This window comes from Salinigranum marinum, from assembly GCF_024228675.1.
GTDB classification, from domain to species: domain Archaea; phylum Halobacteriota; class Halobacteria; order Halobacteriales; family Haloferacaceae; genus Salinigranum; species Salinigranum marinum.
The window spans coordinates 2,930,296-2,951,888 of record NZ_CP100461.1; the positions used below are offsets into that span (position 1 = coordinate 2,930,296).

General features: G+C 68.6%; 23 protein-coding genes. 8 read left to right on the forward strand and 15 right to left on the reverse strand.

What is annotated here, in order from left to right:
• Positions 1-210 precede the first annotated feature (210 nt).
• The 4 genes from NKJ07_RS14485 to NKJ07_RS14500 all read right to left on the reverse strand — a co-directional run bounded on the left by NKJ07_RS14485 (position 211) and on the right by NKJ07_RS14500 (position 3,495).
• Positions 211-1,182: an ROK family protein gene (locus NKJ07_RS14485; RefSeq protein WP_318567514.1), complete on the reverse strand. Its 972-nt coding sequence runs from the start codon at positions 1,180-1,182 to the stop codon at positions 211-213.
• Between the two features lie 145 nt (positions 1,183-1,327).
• A complete protein-coding gene (locus NKJ07_RS14490) occupies positions 1,328-1,786 on the reverse strand; it encodes a universal stress protein (protein WP_318567515.1) in 459 nt (152 codons plus the stop codon).
• A gap of 147 nt (positions 1,787-1,933) precedes the next feature.
• Positions 1,934-2,317, reverse strand: a complete 384-nt coding sequence (locus NKJ07_RS14495; RefSeq protein WP_318567516.1) for a DUF5611 family protein — start codon at positions 2,315-2,317, stop codon at positions 1,934-1,936.
• A 59-nt stretch (positions 2,318-2,376) separates the two neighbouring features.
• Positions 2,377-3,495, reverse strand: a complete 1,119-nt coding sequence (locus NKJ07_RS14500) for a zinc ribbon domain-containing protein (protein WP_318567517.1) — start codon at positions 3,493-3,495, stop codon at positions 2,377-2,379.
• A gap of 187 nt (positions 3,496-3,682) precedes the next feature.
• Between NKJ07_RS14500 and NKJ07_RS14505 the strand changes: the two genes are divergently transcribed.
• Both NKJ07_RS14505 and ygfZ read left to right on the forward strand, forming a co-directional pair.
• Positions 3,683-3,982, forward strand: coding sequence for a DUF6432 family protein (locus NKJ07_RS14505; RefSeq protein ID WP_318567518.1), 300 nt, complete (start codon positions 3,683-3,685; stop codon positions 3,980-3,982).
• Between the two features lie 88 nt (positions 3,983-4,070).
• Positions 4,071-5,189: a CAF17-like 4Fe-4S cluster assembly/insertion protein YgfZ gene (gene ygfZ, locus NKJ07_RS14510; protein WP_318567519.1), complete on the forward strand. Its 1,119-nt coding sequence runs from the start codon at positions 4,071-4,073 to the stop codon at positions 5,187-5,189.
• A gap of 157 nt (positions 5,190-5,346) precedes the next feature.
• Here ygfZ and NKJ07_RS14515 read toward each other — a convergent pair whose 3' ends face one another.
• Together NKJ07_RS14515 and NKJ07_RS14520 are read right to left on the reverse strand one after the other, a co-directional pair.
• Entirely contained in the window at positions 5,347-6,429 is a 1,083-nt protein-coding gene (locus tag NKJ07_RS14515; RefSeq protein WP_318567520.1) for a geranylgeranyl reductase family protein, read from the reverse strand.
• A 71-nt stretch (positions 6,430-6,500) separates the two neighbouring features.
• Positions 6,501-7,184: a WD40/YVTN/BNR-like repeat-containing protein gene (locus tag NKJ07_RS14520; RefSeq protein WP_318567521.1), complete on the reverse strand. Its 684-nt coding sequence runs from the start codon at positions 7,182-7,184 to the stop codon at positions 6,501-6,503.
• A gap of 118 nt (positions 7,185-7,302) precedes the next feature.
• Between NKJ07_RS14520 and NKJ07_RS14525 the strand changes: the two genes are divergently transcribed.
• The gene (locus NKJ07_RS14525; protein WP_318567522.1) at positions 7,303-7,533 is read left to right on the forward strand and encodes a hypothetical protein; all 231 of its coding nucleotides are present in this window, start codon (positions 7,303-7,305) and stop codon (positions 7,531-7,533) included.
• A gap of 89 nt (positions 7,534-7,622) precedes the next feature.
• Here the strand turns inward: NKJ07_RS14525 and NKJ07_RS14530 are convergent, their stop codons facing one another.
• Positions 7,623-7,892, reverse strand: a complete 270-nt coding sequence (locus NKJ07_RS14530; RefSeq protein WP_318567523.1) for a hypothetical protein — start codon at positions 7,890-7,892, stop codon at positions 7,623-7,625.
• 66 nt (positions 7,893-7,958) lie between these two features.
• Between NKJ07_RS14530 and NKJ07_RS14535 the strand changes: the two genes are divergently transcribed.
• A complete protein-coding gene (locus tag NKJ07_RS14535) occupies positions 7,959-9,089 on the forward strand; it encodes a serine hydrolase domain-containing protein (RefSeq protein ID WP_318567524.1) in 1,131 nt (376 codons plus the stop codon).
• A gap of 27 nt (positions 9,090-9,116) precedes the next feature.
• On the opposite strand, the gene uvrA is transcribed toward NKJ07_RS14535, so the two are convergent.
• On the reverse strand, positions 9,117-12,071 hold the full coding sequence (uvrA, locus tag NKJ07_RS14540; protein ID WP_318567525.1) for an excinuclease ABC subunit UvrA: 2,955 nt from the start codon (positions 12,069-12,071) through the stop codon (positions 9,117-9,119).
• A 208-nt stretch (positions 12,072-12,279) separates the two neighbouring features.
• The gene (locus NKJ07_RS14545) at positions 12,280-12,633 is read right to left on the reverse strand and encodes a cell division protein SepF (protein WP_318567526.1); all 354 of its coding nucleotides are present in this window, start codon (positions 12,631-12,633) and stop codon (positions 12,280-12,282) included.
• Positions 12,634-12,891: 258 nt separating this feature from the next.
• Here NKJ07_RS14545 and NKJ07_RS14550 point away from each other — a divergent pair, with 258 nt between their 5' ends.
• The gene (locus tag NKJ07_RS14550; protein WP_318567527.1) at positions 12,892-13,809 is read left to right on the forward strand and encodes a DMT family transporter; all 918 of its coding nucleotides are present in this window, start codon (positions 12,892-12,894) and stop codon (positions 13,807-13,809) included.
• A gap of 218 nt (positions 13,810-14,027) precedes the next feature.
• Here the strand turns inward: NKJ07_RS14550 and NKJ07_RS14555 are convergent, their stop codons facing one another.
• Positions 14,028-14,912, reverse strand: coding sequence for a universal stress protein (locus NKJ07_RS14555; protein WP_318567528.1), 885 nt, complete (start codon positions 14,910-14,912; stop codon positions 14,028-14,030).
• Between the two features lie 554 nt (positions 14,913-15,466).
• Entirely contained in the window at positions 15,467-15,946 is a 480-nt protein-coding gene (locus NKJ07_RS14560; RefSeq protein ID WP_318567529.1) for an RNA-binding protein, read from the reverse strand.
• Positions 15,947-16,110: 164 nt separating this feature from the next.
• Here NKJ07_RS14560 and NKJ07_RS14565 point away from each other — a divergent pair, with 164 nt between their 5' ends.
• The 3 genes from NKJ07_RS14565 to NKJ07_RS14575 are packed head-to-tail and all read left to right on the forward strand — an operon-like array spanning position 16,111 to position 18,033.
• Positions 16,111-16,413 (forward strand): DUF7562 family protein, encoded by a 303-nt coding sequence (locus tag NKJ07_RS14565; RefSeq protein WP_318567530.1) that lies wholly within the window; start codon positions 16,111-16,113, stop codon positions 16,411-16,413.
• Positions 16,414-16,425: 12 nt separating this feature from the next.
• Positions 16,426-16,665 (forward strand): hypothetical protein, encoded by a 240-nt coding sequence (locus tag NKJ07_RS14570; protein WP_318567531.1) that lies wholly within the window; start codon positions 16,426-16,428, stop codon positions 16,663-16,665.
• A gap of 45 nt (positions 16,666-16,710) precedes the next feature.
• Positions 16,711-18,033, forward strand: a complete 1,323-nt coding sequence (locus NKJ07_RS14575) for a ribonuclease catalytic domain-containing protein (RefSeq protein WP_318567532.1) — start codon at positions 16,711-16,713, stop codon at positions 18,031-18,033.
• A gap of 276 nt (positions 18,034-18,309) precedes the next feature.
• On the opposite strand, the gene NKJ07_RS14580 is transcribed toward NKJ07_RS14575, so the two are convergent.
• The 4 genes from NKJ07_RS14580 to NKJ07_RS14595 all read right to left on the reverse strand — a co-directional run bounded on the left by NKJ07_RS14580 (position 18,310) and on the right by NKJ07_RS14595 (position 21,435).
• Positions 18,310-18,654, reverse strand: coding sequence for a hypothetical protein (locus tag NKJ07_RS14580; RefSeq protein ID WP_318567533.1), 345 nt, complete (start codon positions 18,652-18,654; stop codon positions 18,310-18,312).
• 490 nt (positions 18,655-19,144) lie between these two features.
• The gene (locus NKJ07_RS14585; protein ID WP_318567534.1) at positions 19,145-19,489 is read right to left on the reverse strand and encodes a thioredoxin family protein; all 345 of its coding nucleotides are present in this window, start codon (positions 19,487-19,489) and stop codon (positions 19,145-19,147) included.
• A gap of 59 nt (positions 19,490-19,548) precedes the next feature.
• Complete coding sequence (locus tag NKJ07_RS14590; RefSeq protein WP_318567535.1) at positions 19,549-20,553, reverse strand: hypothetical protein; 1,005 nt, start codon at positions 20,551-20,553, stop codon at positions 19,549-19,551.
• A gap of 114 nt (positions 20,554-20,667) precedes the next feature.
• Complete coding sequence (locus tag NKJ07_RS14595) at positions 20,668-21,435, reverse strand: hypothetical protein (RefSeq protein ID WP_318567536.1); 768 nt, start codon at positions 21,433-21,435, stop codon at positions 20,668-20,670.
• Between the last annotated feature and the right edge of the window lie 158 nt (positions 21,436-21,593).

The window sequence follows — 21,593 nt, forward strand, 5'->3', positions numbered from 1 at the left end:
CCACTAGCGCGGGTATACCACACCCTCCCCAGCCGACTTGCTCACTCGTCCCTCGCGCGTGAGTCGCCGACTCCGGTCGGCGACGTCACGCGCCACCGCGGGACACAGCGCTCCCCGCGATCGTGCGGGGCGACCGTCGATTCCGCGCGGCCTCACAGCCGTGTGCGGTCGTCGATCCCGCCTGCGGAAACACGCACGAGCCTGCCAGACCTACAGTCTGGCACGGTCGCCAGTCCCACCGGTCATCGCGCTCGCGACCGCCCCCTTCACGACGACCTCGTCCCCGAGCGACGTGAGCTGGATGTCGGGGACGTTGACCATCACCATCTCCTCGACGCGCTCGCGGATCGGGTCGACCACGAGGTCGGGGTTGCGGAGCGCGACGGCCCCGCCGATGTAGATGACGATGGGGGCGTACGCGTGGATGACGTTTGCGACGCCCATCGCGTTCCAGTGACAGAGTTGGTCGATCACGTAGTCGGCGAACTCGTCGTCCTCGGCGTGTTCGAACACGTCGACGGCGGAGAACTCGGGGTCGTCGACGGGCAGGGCCGTCTCGACCGTCGGATCCTCCTGATATAGTTCGTACGCGTACCGGGGGATGTTCTTCCCCGAGCAGTAGCCCTCCCAGTGGCCGTCGTGGCCACAGCCACACGTCATGAACCCGTGGGGATCGACGGTCATGTGGCCGACCTCGCCGGCGTTGCCGTCCCAGCCCGAGAGGACGTGTCCGTCGATACAGACGCCGGCCCCGATGCCGGTCGAGACGGTGATGTAGACGACGTCGTCGGGGTTTCGCTCCGAGTGGAAGCGTTCGCCGATGACGCCCGCGGCCGTGTCGTTGTGGAGGTAGATGCGGTCGGTGTCGAGCAACACGGAGAGGGGGCCGGTCAGCGGGATGCGGTCGATCGTATCGGGGAGGTTCGCGGGGTTCTCGACGGCCCCTTCGGCGAGGTCGAGCGGGCCGATCGAACCGACACCCGCCGCGGCGACGGCTTCGGGGTCGACGCCGGCGTCGTCACAGGCACCCCGGGCGACTTCGAGAACGGCCTCCGTGACGGCGATGCCCGTCGGCCCGCGCGGCGTGCCACGCTTTGCGGTCCCGATGAGTCGCCCCTCCGAATCCGCGACGACCGCCCTGACGTTTGTCGCCCCCAGGTCGACACCAACGTAGTACGTCATTGTATCGAGTGGCACGCGCCGAGCACTTAATCAGGGTGGTTCCGACTATCGAATCCGGGAACCGATCGGCCGACGACTCCGGACAGACCCCTGACGTGGTGGCTGCCGTTTCGGGCCTGTACCCTGCTGTGAGGGCCGACCGCGCTCACTTCGTGTCCGCGCGGACGAACGTTACCGGACACGGCGCGTCGAGCATCACTTCCTGTGCGGTGCTCCCGAAGACGGCCTTGCCGGCCGGCGATCGCTTGCGACCGCCGACGATGACGAGGTCGGCGTTGGTGTCGGTGGCGATCGAGACGATCTCCTCGCCGTGGTCGCCGACCCCGCCGCGGACCTCGTAGGCCAGGCCCGCCTCGTCGAGCATCTTCCCGAGTGCGCGGGTCGTCGTGTGCCGGCGTGCGGCGTTGCCCGGTGTCGCCTCCTCGGCGTTCGGCTCGATCTCCAGTCTGTCCAGCGTCTCCGCGAACTGCTCTTCGGTGAAGACGTGTGCGAGGACGACGGTCGCGTCTGCCGGCCCGCAGATGTCGATCGCCTCTTCGCCGAGTCGCTCGTATCGGTCGGCGTCGGACGGCCCGACGGCCACCAGGACGGTGTCGAGGGTCATACCCACCGTGCGATTCTCCTCCCTGAGTATTAAATTCGACGGGGATTTACTCGTTTGCGAAGTAATAGTTATCCGAACCGGTCCACAGGGCGGCGGTCGGAGCGGCTGGGTGCGCGCTGGCGCCGACCTCGTTGCGAATGCGGGCGTTCAGTAGTCCGGTGCGTCGTCCTCGACGGCTCGTTTCATCGAGTCGCGGCGGGACTTCGCGTCGCGTCCCGTCACTTCGAGCAGGAAATCGTTCTTCGCGGAGACGGCGTCCTGTGCGTGGTCTTCGAGCCCCTTCTCCAAGATGGCCGCCGCCTCGTGCTCCTCGAAGTGGACGGCGAGTTGGTCCTTCTTGCCGCTGTACTTCGCCGCGCCGGCGACGATCCGCTTGAACACCGGGTTGTCCGGCTCGTCGACGACGTACAGTTCGTTGCCGTTCCACTCATCGGTGCCCGTCACGGGACCGAAGTAGCCCTCGATCGTCGCTTTGAGGTCCGGGGCGTTCTCCTCGAGCGTCTGCCCCCGACGCATCTTGTACTCCTTCATGCTCCGTCGTTTGACAGGGGACGGTTTACCTGTTTCGTCACTCGGCGGCGGTGCGACCGTCAGCGCTCCCGCTCTGCGATGTAGCCCTGCTGGCACTCCGGACAGATGTCGCCGGAGCGGAGCGACGAGTCGGGCGGCCGGGCGTGGCCGCAGTTCGGACAGTAGTACTCCGTCTCGACGCCCGGGGCCGGCTCCGACGCGTCGGCGGTCCCCGCGCTGACGATCGTCCCGTCGCCGGTGCGCTCCTCGACGGTGTTGTCGAGGTAGGACGTCTCGTAGCCGTCGTCGGTGCCGGTCCGAGACTGGCTCTGGCCGTTCGTCGACTGGGGCGTGATCTCGTTTCCGTACGCGATCCCCGGCCCGCCATCCGTGGCACCCGTCGCCGCGAAGCCCTCGTCGGTGCCGTCGTGTTCGGGCCACGCCCCCCCGGCGTCCGGGCTGTCGTCGCCGGTCGCGGGGTCGTCGGGCTCCGTCTCGCCGTCGTCGGGACCACCGCCGATGAGTTCGGCATCCTCCTCGGCCGCGGTCTCGGCGACGGACCGCGCCGCGTCCTCGTCGGGCGTGTCGATCGTCGGGTCGTCGTCGGTCGGCGAGCCACCGGTGTCGGTGGTTTCGTCGCCCGTCTCACCGGGGCGGGCGTCCGGGGCCGGCTCGGCCGGGCCGGGGCCGGAGCCACCGTCGCCGCCGGGCCACTCGCCGTGGCCGCGCGCTGTCGGCTCGTCCCCGTCGTCGAGGATGACCGCGTCCTCCTCGTCGGGGTCCGTCGGCTCGTCGAAGCCCGCTTCGGCTCGATCGATGAGCGTCGTATTCGATTCGGCGTCCTCGGCCGCGTCGGGCGACGACCCCCCGGTGTCGTCGCCCGGGGCGGCGACCCCCTCGGCGGCCTCTCGCAACGCGGTCGTATCCGGAGCCGACTCCGTGTCGCCCACGGTCGCACCCTGGGTGCTGCTCGCGGGCGCGACCGCCTCGGCGTCCCGTCGGTCCGGTTCCATCCCCACGTCGGCCTCCGTGCGGATGGCTCTGACCTCGGTACTCTCCGACAACACCTGTTCCTCGCCGCACCGTCGGCAGCGCCGAATCTCGCGTTCGGTCACCACCATCTCGCTCCCATCCTCCTCGTGCTCGCGAACGACGCCGGACGGGCCGAAGTCGTGTCCGAGCAGGCACCTGAGTCCCATTACCGTTCCCTACCCGAGTCGGCGGCAAAAAACTACCTCCGGCGTCGGACGGGCGTCTGACGCGGTTTACGTCGGGTTCGGCGCCACTCCATCGTCGGACGCCCGGCTGACGCGCGTCGGCCCGAGAGGCGAGTCGAGCGGCGCGGACAGCCAACAGTATAAACCATCCGCGCCCGATGCAACAGGTATGAGAGCGCGTCGGGAGTTCCGGAAGCGAAAGGACATCGACGTCGCCGTCCTCGACGCCCTCGTGGACCGAGCCTCGGAGGGGATGACCGTCTACGAGCTCCGGGCCGCCGTCGACGCCGACATCGACACCATCGGCGAGGCGCTCGACCGGCTGAAGGCGGACGATCTCATCACCGCAGAGGGCGACGACGACCGCGTCCGCATCATGCCGGCCGACCGCGTCGTTCCCGACCCCGGCGAGACGCCGGACGACGACCGCGGTTTCCTCGGCAAGATCCGCGAGCGACTCGGCTTTTGACCACTGACGGCGCGCCGCCCGCCCCGGGCGTCGAGACGCTCGGCCACGATTCCCTACCGTTTTCCCCTCCGCGTCCCTCCCGAGCGGTATGACGCTCGTAGGCGACCTCCACGAGACACATGGCGCGACGTTCACCGAGCGTGGTGGGGTCAACGTCGTCGACCACTACGGTCGGCCGGAACGCACCCACCGCGCCGTCAGAAACGGCGTCGGCGTCATCGAGATGGGGTACGGCGTGACCGTCGTCGAGGGGGACGACCGCGTCGACTTCGTCGACAACGCCGTATCGAACCGCGTCCCCGATTCCGATGGGAAGGGCTGTTACGCGCTGTTGCTCGACCCGCAGGGGCGGATCGAGACCGAACTGTTCGTCTACAACGCGGGCGAGCGCCTCCTGCTTTTCACCCCGCCGTCGCGGCTCGAACCGTTGCTAAACGACTGGCGCGAGAAGGTGTTCATCCAGGACGTCGAACTCCGCGACGCCTCCGCCGAGTTCGGCGTCTTCGGCGTCCACGGCCCGAAGTCGACCGAGAAGGTCGCGTCCGTACTCAACCACGCGAGCGCGCCCGAACCGCACCTTCGTTTCGTCCGTGGGTCGATGGCCGACGTCGGCGTCACGGTCGTCGCCGCGGACGCCCCCACGGGCGAAGAGGGGTACGAGATCGTCTGCCCCGCCGACGAGGCCGAGGAGGTGTTCGACACGCTCCTCGTTCGCGGACTGAACGCCGTCCCCGTCGGCTACCGGACGTGGGAGACGCTCACGACCGAGGCGGGGACGCCGCTGTTCGACACCGAACTCCGGGGCCGGATCCCGAACGTCGTCGGCGCGCGGTCGGGACTGGACTTCGAGAAAGGCTGTTACGTCGGCCAGGAGATCGTCTCGAAGGTCGAAAACCGGGGGGAGCCGAGCCAGCGGCTCGTCGGCCTCCTCCCGGACGAACTGCCCGAGGGCGACGCGGCGGTGTTCGCGGGCGACGCGGCGGTGGGCGAGGTGACCCGCGCCGTCGAGAGCCCCTCGCTCGACCGCCCGATCGCGCTCGCGTTCGTCGACTTCGACCTCCCCGCCCGCGTCGACGACGGCGTAACCCTCTCGGTCCGGGTCGACGGCGAGGAGGTCGCCGCCGGGCTCGCCACGCTGCCGTTCGTCGAGGGGAGCGACCTGTCGGGTCGACTGCCGCGGTATCCCGAAGGCGAGGCCGCGGAGTGAGACGCCGCCACGGTCCCGTGGGGGGTGTGGCTCCTGTCGACGCGGCTCCGCCGGTGCCCGAACGAACGCGGGACCCGTTCCCGACGGAGCGCTCCGTCGACCGAAGCGGACGGTCGCCTCGGGTCGATCGGTCGCCGCGCGCGGTTGCTGAACCCGTTCAGCGGCTCACGAGCTTCCGCAACCCTTCCCTGGAAAAGAGCGTCGAGGGGCGGTCCATGTGGACGCCGATCTCGCCCGAGAGCGCCCGTAATCCCAGCTTCTGGACCGGTTCGGGCAACGAGTAACACCGCCGGACCCAGTGGCCGAGACTGATCTCCCGCGAGAGGTCGGCGCGCCACGCCGACTCGTACGCGTCGAGCGTCTCGGGCGCGTCGGGGTCGATCGTCCGCATCGCGTGGTCCGCGGCCGACATCCCGTAGAGGATGCCGCCGCCGGTGAACGGCTTGGTCTGGGCGGCGGCGTCCCCGATCAGGAACGCCCGGTCGGTCGTCACGCGTTCGGGCGGGCCGATGGGGATCCCTCCGGAACAGAAGTGGTCGGTGTCGACGTCGTACGCGTGAGTCAGGACGTCGAACATCTCGTTCACCGACGCGCCCGGCGGCGCGGCGAGGCCGTACTCGACGCCCGCCTCTCCCCGCGGGATGCGCCACGCGAAAAAGCGCGGCACCGTGAGGTGGACGTCGACGTAGTCGCCGTGGTCGACCTCGTCGGAGAAGGCGAGCACGCCGTGGAGTGTCTCGGCGGGTTCGGGCAGGTCAAGCGAGCGCCGCACCCGCGAGACGGGCCCGTCACAGCCGGCGACCATCTTCGTCTCGACCGCCCAGGTCTCCCCGTCGGCCTTAACCGTCACGACGACCCGATCGCCCCGTTCGTCGAGGCCCGTGACCGTGTGGCGTTCGCGGACGTCCGCGCCCGCCTCCCGTGCGAGATCCGCGAGCGTCCGGTCGAGTTCGACGCGGTCGATGACGTTCGAGATCTCCTCACGCTTGTAAAAGCGGTGCGCTCCCGTGTCGGGGCCGCCGACGTGGAAGTTCGCGCCGTAGATCCGGTTCTGGAACAGTTCGTCCTTCGCTCGCTCGGGGACGTACTCCCAGACGTCCGTCGAGACGTGCCCCGAACACGCGAGCGGCGTCCCCACCTCCCCTTTCTCCAGTGCGAGGACGTCGTAGCCGGCCGCGGCGGCCCGACGGGCGAACCGGGCACCGGCGGGACCGACTCCCACCACGACGAAGTCGTACATCGGTGATACCTATCGGGACCGCGAGTAAATATCTTCTCGAACCGCGCGGTCACGGCCCGCCGGTCGTCGCGTTATCGCCCGACGACCGCGAGACCGGCCGCCGCCGCGCCGTCGGGCACCGACAACGGGAGTCGTTCCCAGATCTCTCCCCCGGCGGACCGGAACAACCCCCGGTTCGACAGCGCGTACAACCCCTCGGTCCCGACGCCGAGGACGTACCGGGTGACGCCCGCACCCGTCGGGAGTCTGGTGACGCGCTCCCACGCCGTCTCGCCGCGTTTCCGGTACACGTAGCTGTCGGCCGACGCGGCCCGGTGTGCCGTCATCGCCCCCCGGGCGGCCGACACCAGCCGGTGGTCGGGGTCCGCGGGATCGACGACGACGCTCCAGCAGTAGTGGTGAGCCAGCCCCTCCTGTAAGAGGGCCCAGGTCTCGCCGCCGTCGACCGTCTCCGCGTAGCCGTCGCCCGCCGCGCAGTACGCCCGCCCAGGGGCGTCGGCGTGAGTCGCCATCGAGTGCGTGTCGATCCGTGAGCCGGGCACGCGGTCCGTCCACGTCTCGCCCGCGTCGTGCGTCCCGACGAGCGCTCCCGCTTCGACGGCGACGTAGAGGCGTCGGGGGTCGTGGGGATCGACCTCGATCCAGCGGACGTGGTGGGTGCCGGGTCGCGGCGGGAACGCCCACGACGGCGATGACGGCAGCGCCGTCAGCCCGTCGCGTTCGTGCCAGGTCGCGCCGTCGGACGAGGCGTACACCCGACTCGGCTCCGTGCCCGCCCACCACGCGACGTCTCTCGGCCTGTCTCGCGTCTCCCCCAGCCCGTCCCCCGTCGCCGTTCGCGGTGGCCGCGCAGGTGACGCTCGTGACGCGGTCGTGTTCGATTCCCGCCGCGCGGTCCCAGCGCTCGCCGGCGTCGATCGACCGGAACAGTCCGTGGTCGGCCGTGCCACAACAGACGACGTCGGGATCCGTGGGCGAGGCGGCGACGCACTGGAGCGACCGCTCGGGCATCGTGCGTCGACGGCGAACCACCGCGTCCCCGGCGTCGACATCGACGACCGCGACGGCGTCGGGGAGCGCGGCGTACAGGCGGTCCATGCGTAACGGTACGCGCCCGAGGGGCAAACCGACGACGACGCGGCTGGTGGTTCAGCGACGACGGTGTGGCGGCGGCTCAGCGCGGCCCGGTCGAATCAGTCGGCGGCATCGTCTGTCGGGCCACCGCCCCCGGAGACGGCGAGGTCGCCGAAGAGCGTCGTGCCGGCGACGAGGGCGACCGTACCGCCGGCCACCCCGCCGAGGAGGAAGACGAGGCCGCCGCGGTAGTCGGAGACGACGTGCCCGACGTTCGCGAGCACGACGAGGCCGAGACCGAGCAGGAACGCGACGGCTCGCAGCCAGCGACGGATCGACTGGAGCAGTTCGTGGCGTTGGGAGTGCATCGTCGGCCCTTGCGGTGCCATCGCCCTGACCGTGTCGGTCCCGCGACGCCCCCAACGTATTTCGCGCTCGGTCCGGTCTCACACCACATGTCAGCCAGCCCGTTCGACGCGAGCGGTCCCGAGCGTCTCCACCAGCTGTTCGACGCCCACCTCAACGCCGGCCTCCACCACGGCGCACAGCTAGCGGTGTACGACGGGACCGACCTCGTCGTCGACGTCGCCGGCGGGACGACCGGCCCCGACGGGGACGCGACGACGGCCAGCCAGCGACACCTCCTGTTTTCGTGTACGAAGCCGTACGCGGGCGTCTGTCTCCACCACCTCCGCGACCGAGGCGCGGTCGACTACGACGACCCCGTGGTCGATCACTGGCCCGCGTTCGCGTCGGGAGGTCCGAAGGCGGACGTGACCGTCCGACACGTCCTCAGCCACCAGGCGGGTCTCCCCACGACGGGGCTCGAAGCACGCCCCGAGGAGTGGGTCGACTGGGACGCCGCCGTGGCGGCGATGGAAGACGCCGACCTCGTCTTCGAGCCGGGGCAGACCGCGGCGTACCACTCGCTGTCGTACGGCTTTCTCGTCGGCGAACTCGTCCGCCGGATCGCGGGAACCGAGGTACAGGAGTACGCCCGCGAGCACGTCTTCGAACCCCTGGGGATGGACGAGACGACAATCGGCCTCCCCGACGACGTGGCGGCCGACGACGTCGCGACGCTCGTCGGCTTCGAACCGTACGACGCCTGCCGCGAGTCGGGCGTGGGGCTCGACACGACCACGAAGGACGCCGCCGCGCTGTTCAACCGCGAGGCGATCCAGCGCGCCGTGATCCCGGCCGCGACGGGCATCGGCACCGCACGGGACATGGCGCGTTTTTACGCCTGTCTCGCCAACGGGGGCGAACTCGACGGGGTTCGACTCCTCTCCGAGGGGACCGTAACCGAAGCGACCGGGTGTCAGGTCGAGGTCGAACGCGACGGGACCATGGGCGTCCCCGGGCGGTACGCGCTGGGCTTCGGGCTCGGCGGGACGGCCTGGGACAAGTACGGGTCGCTCTCCCCACGCCGGGTGTTCGGTCACGGCGGCCTCGGGAGCATCGTCGGGTGGGGCGACGAAGAGGGGCTGGCGATGGCGTACGTGACGAACGGAGTCCGCCACGAGTACGAACACGGCGCGCGGGTGAACGCGATGGCCGACGCGGTGCGAACGGTGTTCGGGTGAGTTCGCCGCGCACGAAGAGTGTCGGTGTCAGTCGTCGTCGCTCGCCGCCTTCGCCTTCCGCGCACCGCGGTCCGACCGCGGCCCCTCGCGGTCGACGTCGGGCAGGAGGTCGCGGAGATACCGGCCCGTGTGGGAGGCGTCGGTCCGCGCCACCGCCTCCGGGGTGCCCTCGGCGACGACCTCGCCGCCGTTCTCGCCGCCTTCGGGCCCGAGGTCGACGATGCGGTCGGCGTTCTTCACCAGGTCGAGTTCGTGTTCGATTACGACCACGGTGTTGCCGTTGTCCACCAGCCGGTGGAGCACCTCGATGAGCTTCCGCTCGTCCTCCTTGTGGAGGCCAGTAGTGGGTTCGTCGAGCAGGTAGAGCGTGTTACCCGAGTCTCGTTTGCCGAGCTCCTCGGCGAGTTTTACCCGCTGGGCCTCACCACCGGAGAGCGTCGTCGAGGGCTGGCCGAGCCGCATGTACCCCAGTCCGACGTCCTTCAGAAGCTTCAGGCGGCGGCGGATCTGGGAGTTGGCCTCGAAGAAGTCGTGTGCCTCGTCGACTTCCATCCCCAGCACGTCGGCGATGGTCTTCCCCTTGTACGTCACGTCGAGGGTCTCGTCGTTGTACCGGTCGCCGTCGCACTCGTCACAGGGGACGTAGACGTCCGAGAGGAAGTTCATCTCGATCTTGACGGTGCCCTGCCCCCCACAGGCCTCACAGCGCCCGCCCTTGACGTTGAACGAGAAGCGGCCCTTCTTGTAGCCGCGCTGCTTCGACAGTTTGGTCTCGGCGAACAGTTCGCGGACGTAGTCGAACACGCCTGTATACGTCGCGGGGTTGGATCTGGGCGTCCGGCCGATCGGCGACTGGTCGATGAGCCGGACGGTCTCGATCTCGTCGACCCCCTCGATGGCGTCGTGGTCGCCGGGGTCGACCGAGGTGTTGTCGTTCATCCGGCGGGCGAGCCCCTTGTAGAGGATGTCGTGGATCAGCGTGGACTTGCCCGAGCCCGATACCCCGGTGACCGCCGTGAACGTTCCCAGGGGCAGGTCGACGTCGAGCTCCTTCAGGTTGTGCTGGCGCGCGCCGCGGATGGAGAGCGTCCCCGCGGCGTCGCGACGCTCGTCGGGCACGGGGATCTGCTTCCGTCCCGAGAGGTACTCCGCTGTCACGGAGTCGGCGGCGGCACAGATCTCGTCGAAGTCCCCCTGGGCGACCACCTCCCCGCCGCGCTTGCCCGGCCCGGGCCCCATGTCGATGATGTTGTCGGCGCGGTGCATCGTCGCCTCGTCGTGTTCGACGACGATGAGGGTGTTTCCGAGATCCCGGAGCCCTTCGAGCGTGTTGAGCAGGCGGTCGTTGTCGCGCTGGTGGAGGCCGATCGACGGCTCGTCGAGCACGTAGAGGACGCCGACCAGCCCGGAGCCGACCTGCGTCGCCAGGCGGATGCGCTGGCTCTCTCCGCCGGAGAGCGTCGACGCCTCGCGGTCCAGCGTGAGATACTCCAGCCCCACTTCGCACATGAAGCCGAGGCGGGCGCGGATCTCCTTGAGGATCTCCTCGGCGATGGTGCGGTCGCGGTCGCCCATCTCCGCTTCGAGCCCCTCGAAGTGCGCCAGCGCGTCGCCGATGCTCATCCGGTTTACCTCCGTTATCGACGTGTCCTGGACGAGTACGGAGCGCGACTGCGGTTTCAGGCGCGTGCCGTCGCACGCGGGACAGGTGGTGACGGCCATGTACTTCTCGATGTGGTCGCGCGTCGACTCCGAGTCCGTCTCGACGTGGCGGCGTTCGAGGTTGGGGATGACGCCCTCGAAGCGCTTGGTCTTGCGGCGGGTGCCGTTTCGCGTGTGGCGCTCGAACACCACTTCGCGGTCGGTGCCGTAGAGGAACTGCCGCTGGACGTCGGGGTCGAGCTCCTCGAACGGCGTCGACACGGAGACCTCGAAGTGCTTGGCGACCGAGTCGAGCCGCGTCTGGTAGTACGACCGGTTGTAGCTCCACGGCTCGAACACGTGTTTGATCGGCTGTGAGGGGTCGACGACGACGAGGTCCTCGTCGACCTCCTTCGTGTTGCCGATGCCCTCACACTCGGGACACGCCCCATGCGGAGAGTTGAACGAGAAGGAACGGGTCTCGATCTCCGAGAAGTCGATCCCGCAGTGGGTGCAGGCGAGCGATTCGGAGAACTCCACCACGAGCCTGGCGTCGCCCTCGCCCGCGAGATCACCCGTCGAGCGGCTCTCGACGCCCAACTGGACGCCCTCGGGCGGGTCGGGGAGGATGACTTTCAGGACGCCGTCGGCCTCCTCCAACGCCGTCTCGACCGAGTCCGTGATGCGCGAGCGCGCCTCGGGGGAGACCTTCACGCGGTCGACCACCACGTCGACCGTGTGGTCGTAGTTCTCGTCGAGGTCGGGCTTGTCGTACGCGAGGTCGTACGCCTCGCCGTCGACCTCGACCCGCGAGTAGCCCGCCGAGACGAGGTCGTCGAAGAGGTCCTTGAACGCCCCCTTCTGGTCGCGCACCACGGGCGCACAGAGCTTCGCCCTGGTCCCCTCGGGGAGCGACAGCACCCGAGACACCATGTTCGACGCCGACTGCTCGCCTACCTCGCGGCCACACTCGGGGCAGTGTGGTGTTCCGACCCGGGCATACAGCAGCCGGAGGTAGTCGTGGAGTTCCGTGACCGTCCCGACGGTCGAACGGGGGTTGTTCGCCGCGTTCTTCTGGTCGATCGAGATCGCGGGCGAGAGGCCCTCCACGGATTCGACCTGCGGCTTGTCCATCTGCCCGAGGAAGTTCCGGGCGTACGCCGACAGCGACTCGATGTACCGCCGCTGGCCTTCGGCGTAGATCGTCTCGAACGCGAGCGACGATTTCCCCGATCCCGACAGACCCGTGACGACCGTGAACTGCTCGCGGGGGATCTGGACGTCGAGGTCCTTCAGGTTGTGTTCCTCCGCACCGCGAACCTCGATAAAGTCCTTGCTCATCTGGGTCGGCGTAAGGAATCAGTGGGGGAATACCCATCGGTTGCGGCGGATGCTCGCCGCCCGGCGCGTCGCGGAGATCGGCGCGTCCGACTCCGCTGGACCGCCGCGTCCGCACGGTGTAACACTGGGGAGGGCTCCGGAGTGCGGTCGCTCCCGGCGAGCGAAACGAGGAATCGAGGTGTGGCCTCAGTTCGGGGTCAGCGTGGACTCAGGCGAGTTTGCGGCGGGAGATGCCACAGCCCTGCGGGACGATGATGATCTGGTCGTCGCCCTTCTGGACGATGTCGCCGTCGACTTCGCGGGCGACCTGCTGGAGGTCGTCGATGATGTGTTCCATCGTGCTGTCGTTGATCCGCAGGCGCGTGACGTCGGCGATGACGATGTCGCCGTCGTAGACGGCGTCCTTGATGGCGATGACGTCGGGTTGGCCGCCGATCTCGGCGATGTGGACCTGGGTCCGGGCCTCGCCGCGGGCCGTGTCGAAGTCGTCCAGGTCGAGGGTGACGTAGTCGTCCGTGCTGTGGGTTTGCCCCCCACTCAGCAGCTTATTCATGATTCCCATGATGGGTACAGCGGTGTCCGGGGGCTTAGTTCTACGTCAGACACTCGCATGACAGCGGTCGACTCGGTGGCCTGTGGGTGGCTGATCTCGGGTGTCGACCGTGTGTGGCTCTGGTACGCCGTTCCTCCGGAGCGGTCGATCCCCGCCGTCGTGCCTGCAGGAGCACCCATGGGGGTGACACTCAGCCGGAGCGGGTTCGCTGCCCGCCCCGGTCACTCGAAGAGACGGGTTCATATCCGAATCGTCCGCAGGTCGGGTATGAGCCTCGCGCCCGACACCACGGTGTACCTCCTTGCGCTCGTTCCGGCCGTTATCTGGGGGTTCACCCCGGTGCTCGACAAGCGAGGGATGTCGCTCGGCGGCACTGCCTTGCAGGCGTCGTTGGTGGTGGTGGTCGTCGACCTCTCGTTGTTCCTCGCCGCCCTGCTCACGCTCCGCGGAACCGATCTTCTCGCGGGGCTCGACCTGGCCGTTGCGGGTCTGTTCCTCTTTGCAGGGGCGACGGGGACGGCCCTGGGTCGTCTGGCGATCTTCGTCGGCGTCGACCGGGTTGGCGCGAGCATCAACAGCGCCGTCGTGAGCGCTCGGCCCCTGTTTGCGACTGCGTTCGCCTTCGGCCTGCTCGGAGAACCCGTCTCGCTCGAAACGGGCGTCGGTGTCGTCGTCCTGGTCGTCGGCTTGGTCGTACTCAGTCTCTCAAAAGGCGGGGACCTCGCCGGGTGGGACCCTTGGGACCTGCTTTACCCGCTCGCTTCGGGTGTGTTCTTCGCCTTCGGGAACGTCCTCCGGCGGTTCGGGCTGGGAACGGGTGGGGCGGATGTGCTCCAGGCGGTCGCGCTCAACGAGGCGGGTGCGCTGCTCGTCTTCCTCGGTTACGCCGCCGTCCGAGGAACCGTTGGCTTCCGTTCGGCTGACCGTCGGTCGTACGGGTACTTCGCTGTCAGCGGCGGGCTCACCGCCGTCGCCCTGCTTTCGGTGTTCGGCGCGCTCGCGCTTCCGGCGGGGCGGGTGGCTATCGTCGAATCACTAGCGTCGACCGCACCGCTGTTCACCACTGTCTTCGCGTACTTCCTCCTCCGGGACCTCGAACGGGTCACGCGTGGAATCGTCGTCGGGGCGGTTCTCGTGGCGGCCGGGGTGGCGCTGGTGACGCTTGGGCCAAGAATCGTGATCTGACACCCCCAGCCGCGTCGCACATCCCGTCACGACGGGTCGCCCGTCGTGTGGCTGTGAAAGCGGGGTACTGGCTGGAGCAGGCGACGCAGTCCGGTGGTTCTCGTTAGGACGGAACTCGTCTCGACTGCTGGCCGCCTCCGACGGAGCGACCGACCACACCCGACGCTGCGGGTACTATCGACCCCGGTCACTACGACCGACGGCACGCGTGCGTCGTGTTACGCCGCGTCGTCCGGCTCCGCCTCCCGACGCAACAGCACGGGCACGGACGAGCTCCGGAGGATCTTGGTGGTCACTCCCCCGAGCACGGCCCGGCTGAAGTCGGTCTCGCCGTGGACCCCGACGGCCACGAGGTCGATGTCGTGGTCCCCGACGTACGAGCGGATCTCCCGGTAGGGCCGGCCGTGTGCGACCGAGCGGGTCACCGAGTCGATCCCGGCCGTCTCCGCTGCGTCGACCGCTTCGGTCATGATCTCCTCCGCCCTCGCGTCGAGTTGGTCGCTCGCGACGACCGAGCGGACGTCGAACCCGAGGCTCGCCGTCTCGACGACGTGCAGGAGGTGTAGCTCCGCGCCGGTCTCGCGTGCGACGTCGATCGCCGACCGGAGCGCCAACCCCGCCGCGGGACTGCCGTCCGTGGGGACGAGAAGCGCCCGCGGCGGGTAGACGAACTCCCGGTCCTCGTCGGGCGTGACGGCCACCACGGGCGCCTCGACGGCACCGATCACTCGCTCTGTGACGCTCCCGAGGAGGACGCGTGAGAGCCCACGTCGGCCGTGGGTCGGCATGACCACGAGATCGATCGCGTACTCGTCCGCGTAGTCGACGATGGTCTTCACGGGGTCCCCCTGGAGCACCGCCGAGACGGTCGCGACGTCTCGTTCGGCCGCCCGGGCGGCCGCCTCGTCGACGATCTCCTGCCCCTCGCTCTCGAGCACGTCGACGACCTGCCCGCCGATCCGGGTGAGGCTGTCTTGGTTCGTGTCCGCGACGTTGAGCACGTGGAGCGTCGCGTCGTGTCCGGCCGCGACGTCGACGGCGTACGCCAGCGCCTCGGCGGCCACGTCGCTTCCGTCGGTCGGAAACAGTATTCGACTGTACATACGATGACATGGCCGGCCGGCGGGATATATCGACAGGGTGCGTCCGGTGTGAGGCGCGTCAGCGCGCGCCGAGGGACGACGAGCAATGAGGCGGTTGGCGTGTGCTGGCGCGGCTCCGACCGCGCCCAGGCGCGCGAGGGATGAGTGAACGAGCGAACGAAGTGAGCGAGTGAGCGAATCGGCTGGGGAGGGTGTGGCGTCACCGCCCTGGCGGCTGCCTCGCCGCACGCGTCTCGACCGATCTCGTCGTCCCCGGTGAATCAGACCGATCTCGTCGTCCCCGGTGAATCAGACCGATCTCGTCGTCCCCGGTGAATCAGACCGATCTCGTCGTCCCCGGTGAATCAGACCGATCTCGTCGTCCCCGGTGAATCAGACCGATCTCGTCGTCCCCGGTGAATCAGACCGATCTCGTCGTCCCCGGTGAATCAGACCGATCTCGTCGTCCCCGGTGAATCAGACCGATCTCGTCGTCCCCGGTGAATCAGACCGATCTCGTCGTCCCCGGTGAATCGGGCGAGGAACGCCGCCGATCTCCGAACGTCCGTCTCGGTCTAGATCGACAGTTCGAACAGGTCGTCGCCGACGTGGTGGACGCTCTCGACGACCTTGCCGCTGTCCCCGAGCATCTCCGACCCCGGAACCAGGGCGCGACCGATGGCCAGCACTTTCCCGTGGGTCTCCTCGGCGATCGAGACCAGGTCGCCCCCGTCGATGGCCTCGTCCGCGTCGACGATGCCGGGCCGCATCACGTCCGCGCCGCCGGAGACGAACGAGACCGCGCCGGCGTCGACGGTGACGACGTGTTCGGTGGGCGGGTGTGCGTTCGCGCCGGTGACGGTGAGGAACGGCTCGTCGTCGACGTACATCACGGCGGGTGATCCGTCGACGAGCACGACGTCGAACGCGCTCCCGGCGAGGTCGACCTTCTCGAACGTGTCGCCGTCGAGGTCCACGCCCGTGCGGCGCTCGATGGTCTCGCGTAGGTCGCGGATCTCGTCGCTGCGCAGGTGGTGGCGGGACTTGACTTGCATGTCCGATGGTCGACCCCCCGCGCCGATAAAACGACCGATGCGGTGCGTCCGACCCACGGGCGACGCCGAGTCCGCCGCCGAGGGGTCCGAACCCACCCGAGACGTGTGCTCCGCGTCAGACGCGGCCAACAAACGCTAAGTAACCCCCGGACATGTGACCCAGTATGTGGCGCTCCCGGACCAACCGGGACCGAAAAACGGTGGTCTGCATCGCGTGTGGCGAGTCGGTGCTCCGTGCGGACGCACGCGAGTACGACAAGGAGGGCAACCGATGGGACCGACACGGCAAGGAGTTCGAGCACCTCTGTAAGGACTGCTATCGGGAACTCTGTCACCAGCCTCGTGAAGACCTCGAATCGCTCCTCCTCGGGATCGAACAGGACGGACTCACGCGCGAGGAGTTCCTCGACCGCTACTTCGGTGCCGTCGAGGAACGGTACGGCTCACCCGAAGAACGCGAGCGGTAGTCGGCCGTCCGCGTGGCGTTTCTCCCGCTGGCCGTCATCGGTCCCCTCGCTTATCTCCTCGGCCTGTTCGTGCTGTGGCACATCGTCCGTGGCTTCGGCGGCGCCGCCGTTCGGGCCCATCGCGTCTCCGTCTTCTCGCTGGCCGACGGGTTCGACGGGCAGGTCGCGCTCTCGGGGCGCGCTCGCCCCACGGCGTCGGGCGAGCGCCTCCGCGCACCCGTCACCGGTGACGGGGCGCTCGTCGGCGGATAGGCCCGCCCCGACACGACTAACTACCTCTCTCTGCTACCTCACTGCATGTCGAACGAAGATCAGGCGTACGCCGGGACCGCCGAGGGGCAGGGCCCGGTCGAGATCGACGCCGAGGTCGCCCGCCACCTCAAGAACAAGCGGGAGGAACTCTTCGAGGAGTTCGATCTCCGCGACGGCTTCCCCCGCGAGGTCCTCCGCGAGGCCGAAGAACGGACCGAGGACGTCCAGTCGGAGATCCAGGCGGAGGTCGACCAGCGCCAGGACCTCCGGGAGCTGACGACGTGGACGACCGACCCCGCGGACGCTCAGGACTTCGACGACGCCATCTCGATCGAGGAGGGCGACGAGGAGTACACCCTGTGGGTCCACATCGCCGACGTCTCCCACTACGTCCACCCCGAGTCGGCGATGTGGGCCGAGGCGGTCAAGCGCGGCAACACCGTCTACCTGCCCGCCTACACCGTCCACATGCTGCCGCCGACGCTCGCCGAAACAGTCTGCTCGCTCGTCCCGAACGAGGACAGACTGGCACACACCGTCGAGATGCACATCGACCGCGAGACGCTCTCGTTCGAGTCGGTCGACATCTACAAGTCGGTGATCAACTCGAACGAGCGACTCACCTACACGCAGTGTGAGAACCGCCTCGACGACGCCGAGGCCCCGCTCCACGAGGAGAACGTCCTCGCCTTCGAACTCGCCGACAAGATGCACGAACAGCGCAAGGAGGACGGCTCCCTGGTACTGAACCCGAGCCGCGACCGCGCCCACACCATCATCGAGGAGTGCATGCTGAAGGCGAACAAGGCCGTCACACACGAACTCATGTGGGGTCGCGGCGTCGAGGCGATGTACCGCGTCCACCCCCAGCCCACCCCCGACCAGTGGGACAAGGCGCTGACGAAGATCATGGACCTCGATGGCGTCTCCATCCCGGGGGCGGCGTTCGACGACCCCCGGAAGGCGGTCAACGCGGCGCTCGAAGAGGCACCCCCGAGAGCGCTCAACAAGATCCAGCGTGCCGTCCTGCGCGTGATGCCCCGCGCGAAGTACATGAACGACCCCTTCGGCGGCCACCACGCGCTCAACTTCGACATCTACGGCCACTTCACTTCGCCCATCCGACGGCTCTCGGACCTGATCAACCACTGGATCGTCCACGAGAACGACGTGCCCGAGGACCTCGTCGCGCTCTGTGACCGGGCCTCGGACAGACAGAAGGACGCCGAGACCGCCGAACGGCTCTACAAACAGTTCATGGAGGAGATCGGTCTCGACCCGTACGCCGTGAACAACCGCGGCGTCGTCACCGTCGACGACGCAGGCAACGTGATCGACGAGAACGGACTGCCGCCGGCCGAAGAGTGATCGGAGGCCGTCGCCGGCGGCGACGAGTCGGGGGAGATTCCGAGGGATGTTCCGACGGCCCGACGGGGTACTCGGCGGTCCGACCGTCGACGGGAGGCACTGGAGGCGGCCTCCCGGTCGGAATTCTTCGTCTGGTCGCGCACGACCACGGCCGAGGAAGTCGCGGCGTCGATGGACGTCGGTTCTCGACGCCTCACGGGCACCTCCGGAAAGCCGAGCGTGCCGTCCGCTCGCGCTGTTCGACGCCCGGTCCTGGATCGGTGGTTCGCAACGGGGTCAGGGGCGCCCTCCCCGGGCGCTCCCGCCCCGAACGTTCAGGGTGTAATCCGGCTTCAACAGCGCACCCAGGGTCACGAACAAGCCCACCAGGAAGAGACTGATCAGGAAGAAGCCGGCCAGGACGAGCATCCCCAGCGAGAGCGTGGGCTCGGAGAACCCGGGGACCGGGGGCTGGAGCACGGGGATCACCGATTCGACGAACTGCTCGACGCCCGGGGGGAGCGGAACGTTGGCCGTCACAGCCCCCAGCACCACCCACATGCCGACGGCGGGAGCGACGAAAGCCAGTCCACCCGCGACACCGATCGCCCGAGCCACCACGCAGTCGATGGTCAAGGCCATGAACCGCTCTCTCGGCCACGGTCGAAAAGTCTTGGTCCTAGACACATCGCGTACCGCTCGTGTCGACCGCCAAAACCACGACAGCGGAGGCGTCCGACCAGTCCGGGCCCGAACCCGTGGAGAACCCGATTCGGTCCGCCGACCGAACCGGGTCGTCTCGGCCGGCCTCGGATTCCCTTCAGGTGTGGGTCTGTCGACCCGTTTTTCGCCTCGATCATCACGCCGGACCGAGACGCAAACGAGAACGGTTGCGCGAAACAACCGATCTCCCCGCTGAATCCCCAGCGGAACGCCGCGAGCGACGAGTGAGCGGAGCGCGTCGAAAAGGGAACTCAGGGAGTCAGCGCCGTCGTCGACGCCAGCGACAACGCGACGGTGCCCGTCGCCAACAGCGCGAAGACGACCCGGTCGCGGAGCGTGAGCGTGTTCATACGCGACCCTCGCCACGGCTCGCACTTCAACCCTCCCCCCCAGATATCAAATATGAGAACTACTCTCGGGAAGTCGACCGTGCGTCCTCGACGAACGCGAGGATGGCCTCGACCCCCTGGAAGCCGTCGGCGAGTCGACCGACCTCCACGCCGTCTTCGAGCAGGACGAGCGTCGGGACGCTCCCGAGTTGGAACCGTTCGGCGAGCGAGAGATCGGTCTGGGGGTTGCACGTCGCGACCACGACGTCGCTCGCGCGGGCGACGGTCCCCAGCACCGGTTCGAGCGCCTGGCACATCGCACAGCCGGCGGTGTAGAACTCCAGGAGGACGAGCGGGTGTTCGTCGACGAGCGCGTCGAGGTCGGCCGCGGTGTCGACCGAGATGGGCCTGTCCGGGCTCTCCATACGGTGAGTTGGACGGCCGCGATCAAAAGCACGCGGATGGGCGGAGGTGACGGCGTGGGTTAGGAGACGTCGTCGTAGAGGTCGTCGGCTTCGGTGTACCGGTCGTCGGCGACGGCGCGAAGGTCTTCGAGGAGGTCTTCCAGATCGTCGGCGTCGAGGTCGCCGGCGGTGTCGGCGGCGTCGTCGAAGAAGTCGTACGCCTCGTCGAACAGTTCGCGCGCCTCGTCGGCCTTGTCCTCGGCGTCGCTGTCGTCGCCGTCGTCCTGGTCGTCCTGGGCCTCGGAGAGTTCGTCGAGCCCCTGGATCATTCGGTTGAGGCCCGACGCGGCGTCGTCGAACGCCGAGCGGACGGACTCGAACATGGAGACGGTGTCGTCGTACGTCTCGTCGTCGAACGGTTCGGCGGCGGCAACCGGGTCGGGTTCGATGTCGTTTTTGATCGTCGAGACGCCCTCGCTCCCGCGGTCGAGCGTCGACTCGAAGCGCGAGTCGGCGTCCTCGAGTTCGTCCTCGACGTCGTCGATGTCGTCGACGTCCGCGGACAAGGCGCTGTGGGTCGCGTCGAGGCGGTCGGCGCTCTCGACGAAGTACGAGTGGACGAGCGCCGACTGCGTGAGGAACTGCTCGGCGACCTGCAGGTCGGCGACGGTCTCGCGCTGCTCGTCGGTCACAGCCGCGGACTCGGCGGTGACCAGTTCACGCTGGACGGTGTCGAGCGCGAGCAGGACGCTCCGGACGTCGAAGTCGGTGCCCGTGACCGACACCTCGGTCAGGGCGTCGTCGTCGTCGCCAGTGTAGGCTTCGACGGCGGCGGCGAACTCGGACTGGACCTGCGAGATGGCCTCGTCGCCCGCCTCGATCTTCTCGTCTGACGGCCCGGGTTCCGGCGTCTCCGTTGGTTCAGGCGTCGGTTCGGGGGTCGGAGTCGGCGTGTCTGTCGGCCTGGCGGTTCCCGACGAACCGCCTTCGGTGCGGACCCCACCCGAGGAGTCTGATTGCTTCGCTCCCAGACAGCCGGCGGGGAGGAGGACACCGAGCGCAGCGAGTACCTGGCGTCGTTGCATACCTCACACTCAAGCTGTCAGTTGTTAAAGTTAACGGAGCGAATTTTGCTTTCAAACAGCTTCTGAAGCCGTCAGACGGGCGTCTGACTATAATAATAGAACTGGTATTTCTTCTCAGAGGGCGCGGCTCGCACGGCCGCTCCGGCTGCTGTGAGCAGCGGGGCTCGACTGCGTGCCGAGTCGCTGGTACGCCTCCGTGGCGACGCCGAGCCAGGTCGACAGCACAGCGGCACCGACGAGAACGCCGAGGCCGAACTCGACGGTCGCGGGGAGCAGATACGAGAGGCTCGCGCCGACGACGACGACCGCGGCGGGGACGACGACCGCGAGCGCCGCGGCCGCCAGTTCGACGCGGCTCCCGGCGGTTCGTTGCCAACTCTCCTGGAGCGCGGCGAGGACCCCGACGTCCTCGGCCGAGAGCACGCTCGGGACCAACAGGAGGTGTCCGGCGAGAACGACACCGGGGACGACGAGGAACGCGGTTCCGACCGTCACGGCCGCGACGACGACGACGCTGCCGACGAGGACGGAGACGGTAGCGGGGACGACGCGGTGGGTGAGACACTCGACGGGGTCGGACCACCGGGACACCGAGTGCCCGAGGAAGGCCCGGGTACCAGCGACGATGGCGAACGCGCCGACGAGGAGGGCGAACAGGGCGAGGAGGGTGGCCAGCGCGGGAGGGACCGGCAGGGAGACACCGTACTCGGCGACCGCACCGCCCGTCGGGATCGGTGTTCCGGCGGCCGTCGTGAGGACGGTGTTCATCGCCGCGTTGAACGCCGCGAGCGTGAGGACGAACGTCGCGAAGAGTGCGGCTCCCGCGGGGGAGGCGACCCGTCGAACGCCCGAAACGACGAGTGTTCGTGCGTGGACTGACATCGGATCAATCCAGTCACTCCGGCGGTATAACTCTGCGTGCGACGGCCGTCAGACGCGCGTCAGAGACCCGAGCGTCGGCCGTCGTCGGGGTCGCGTTTCGGGGCGGCCTCGTGGGACGCGACCCGACGGCGACCGCTCACACTCCGGCGGACCGATCG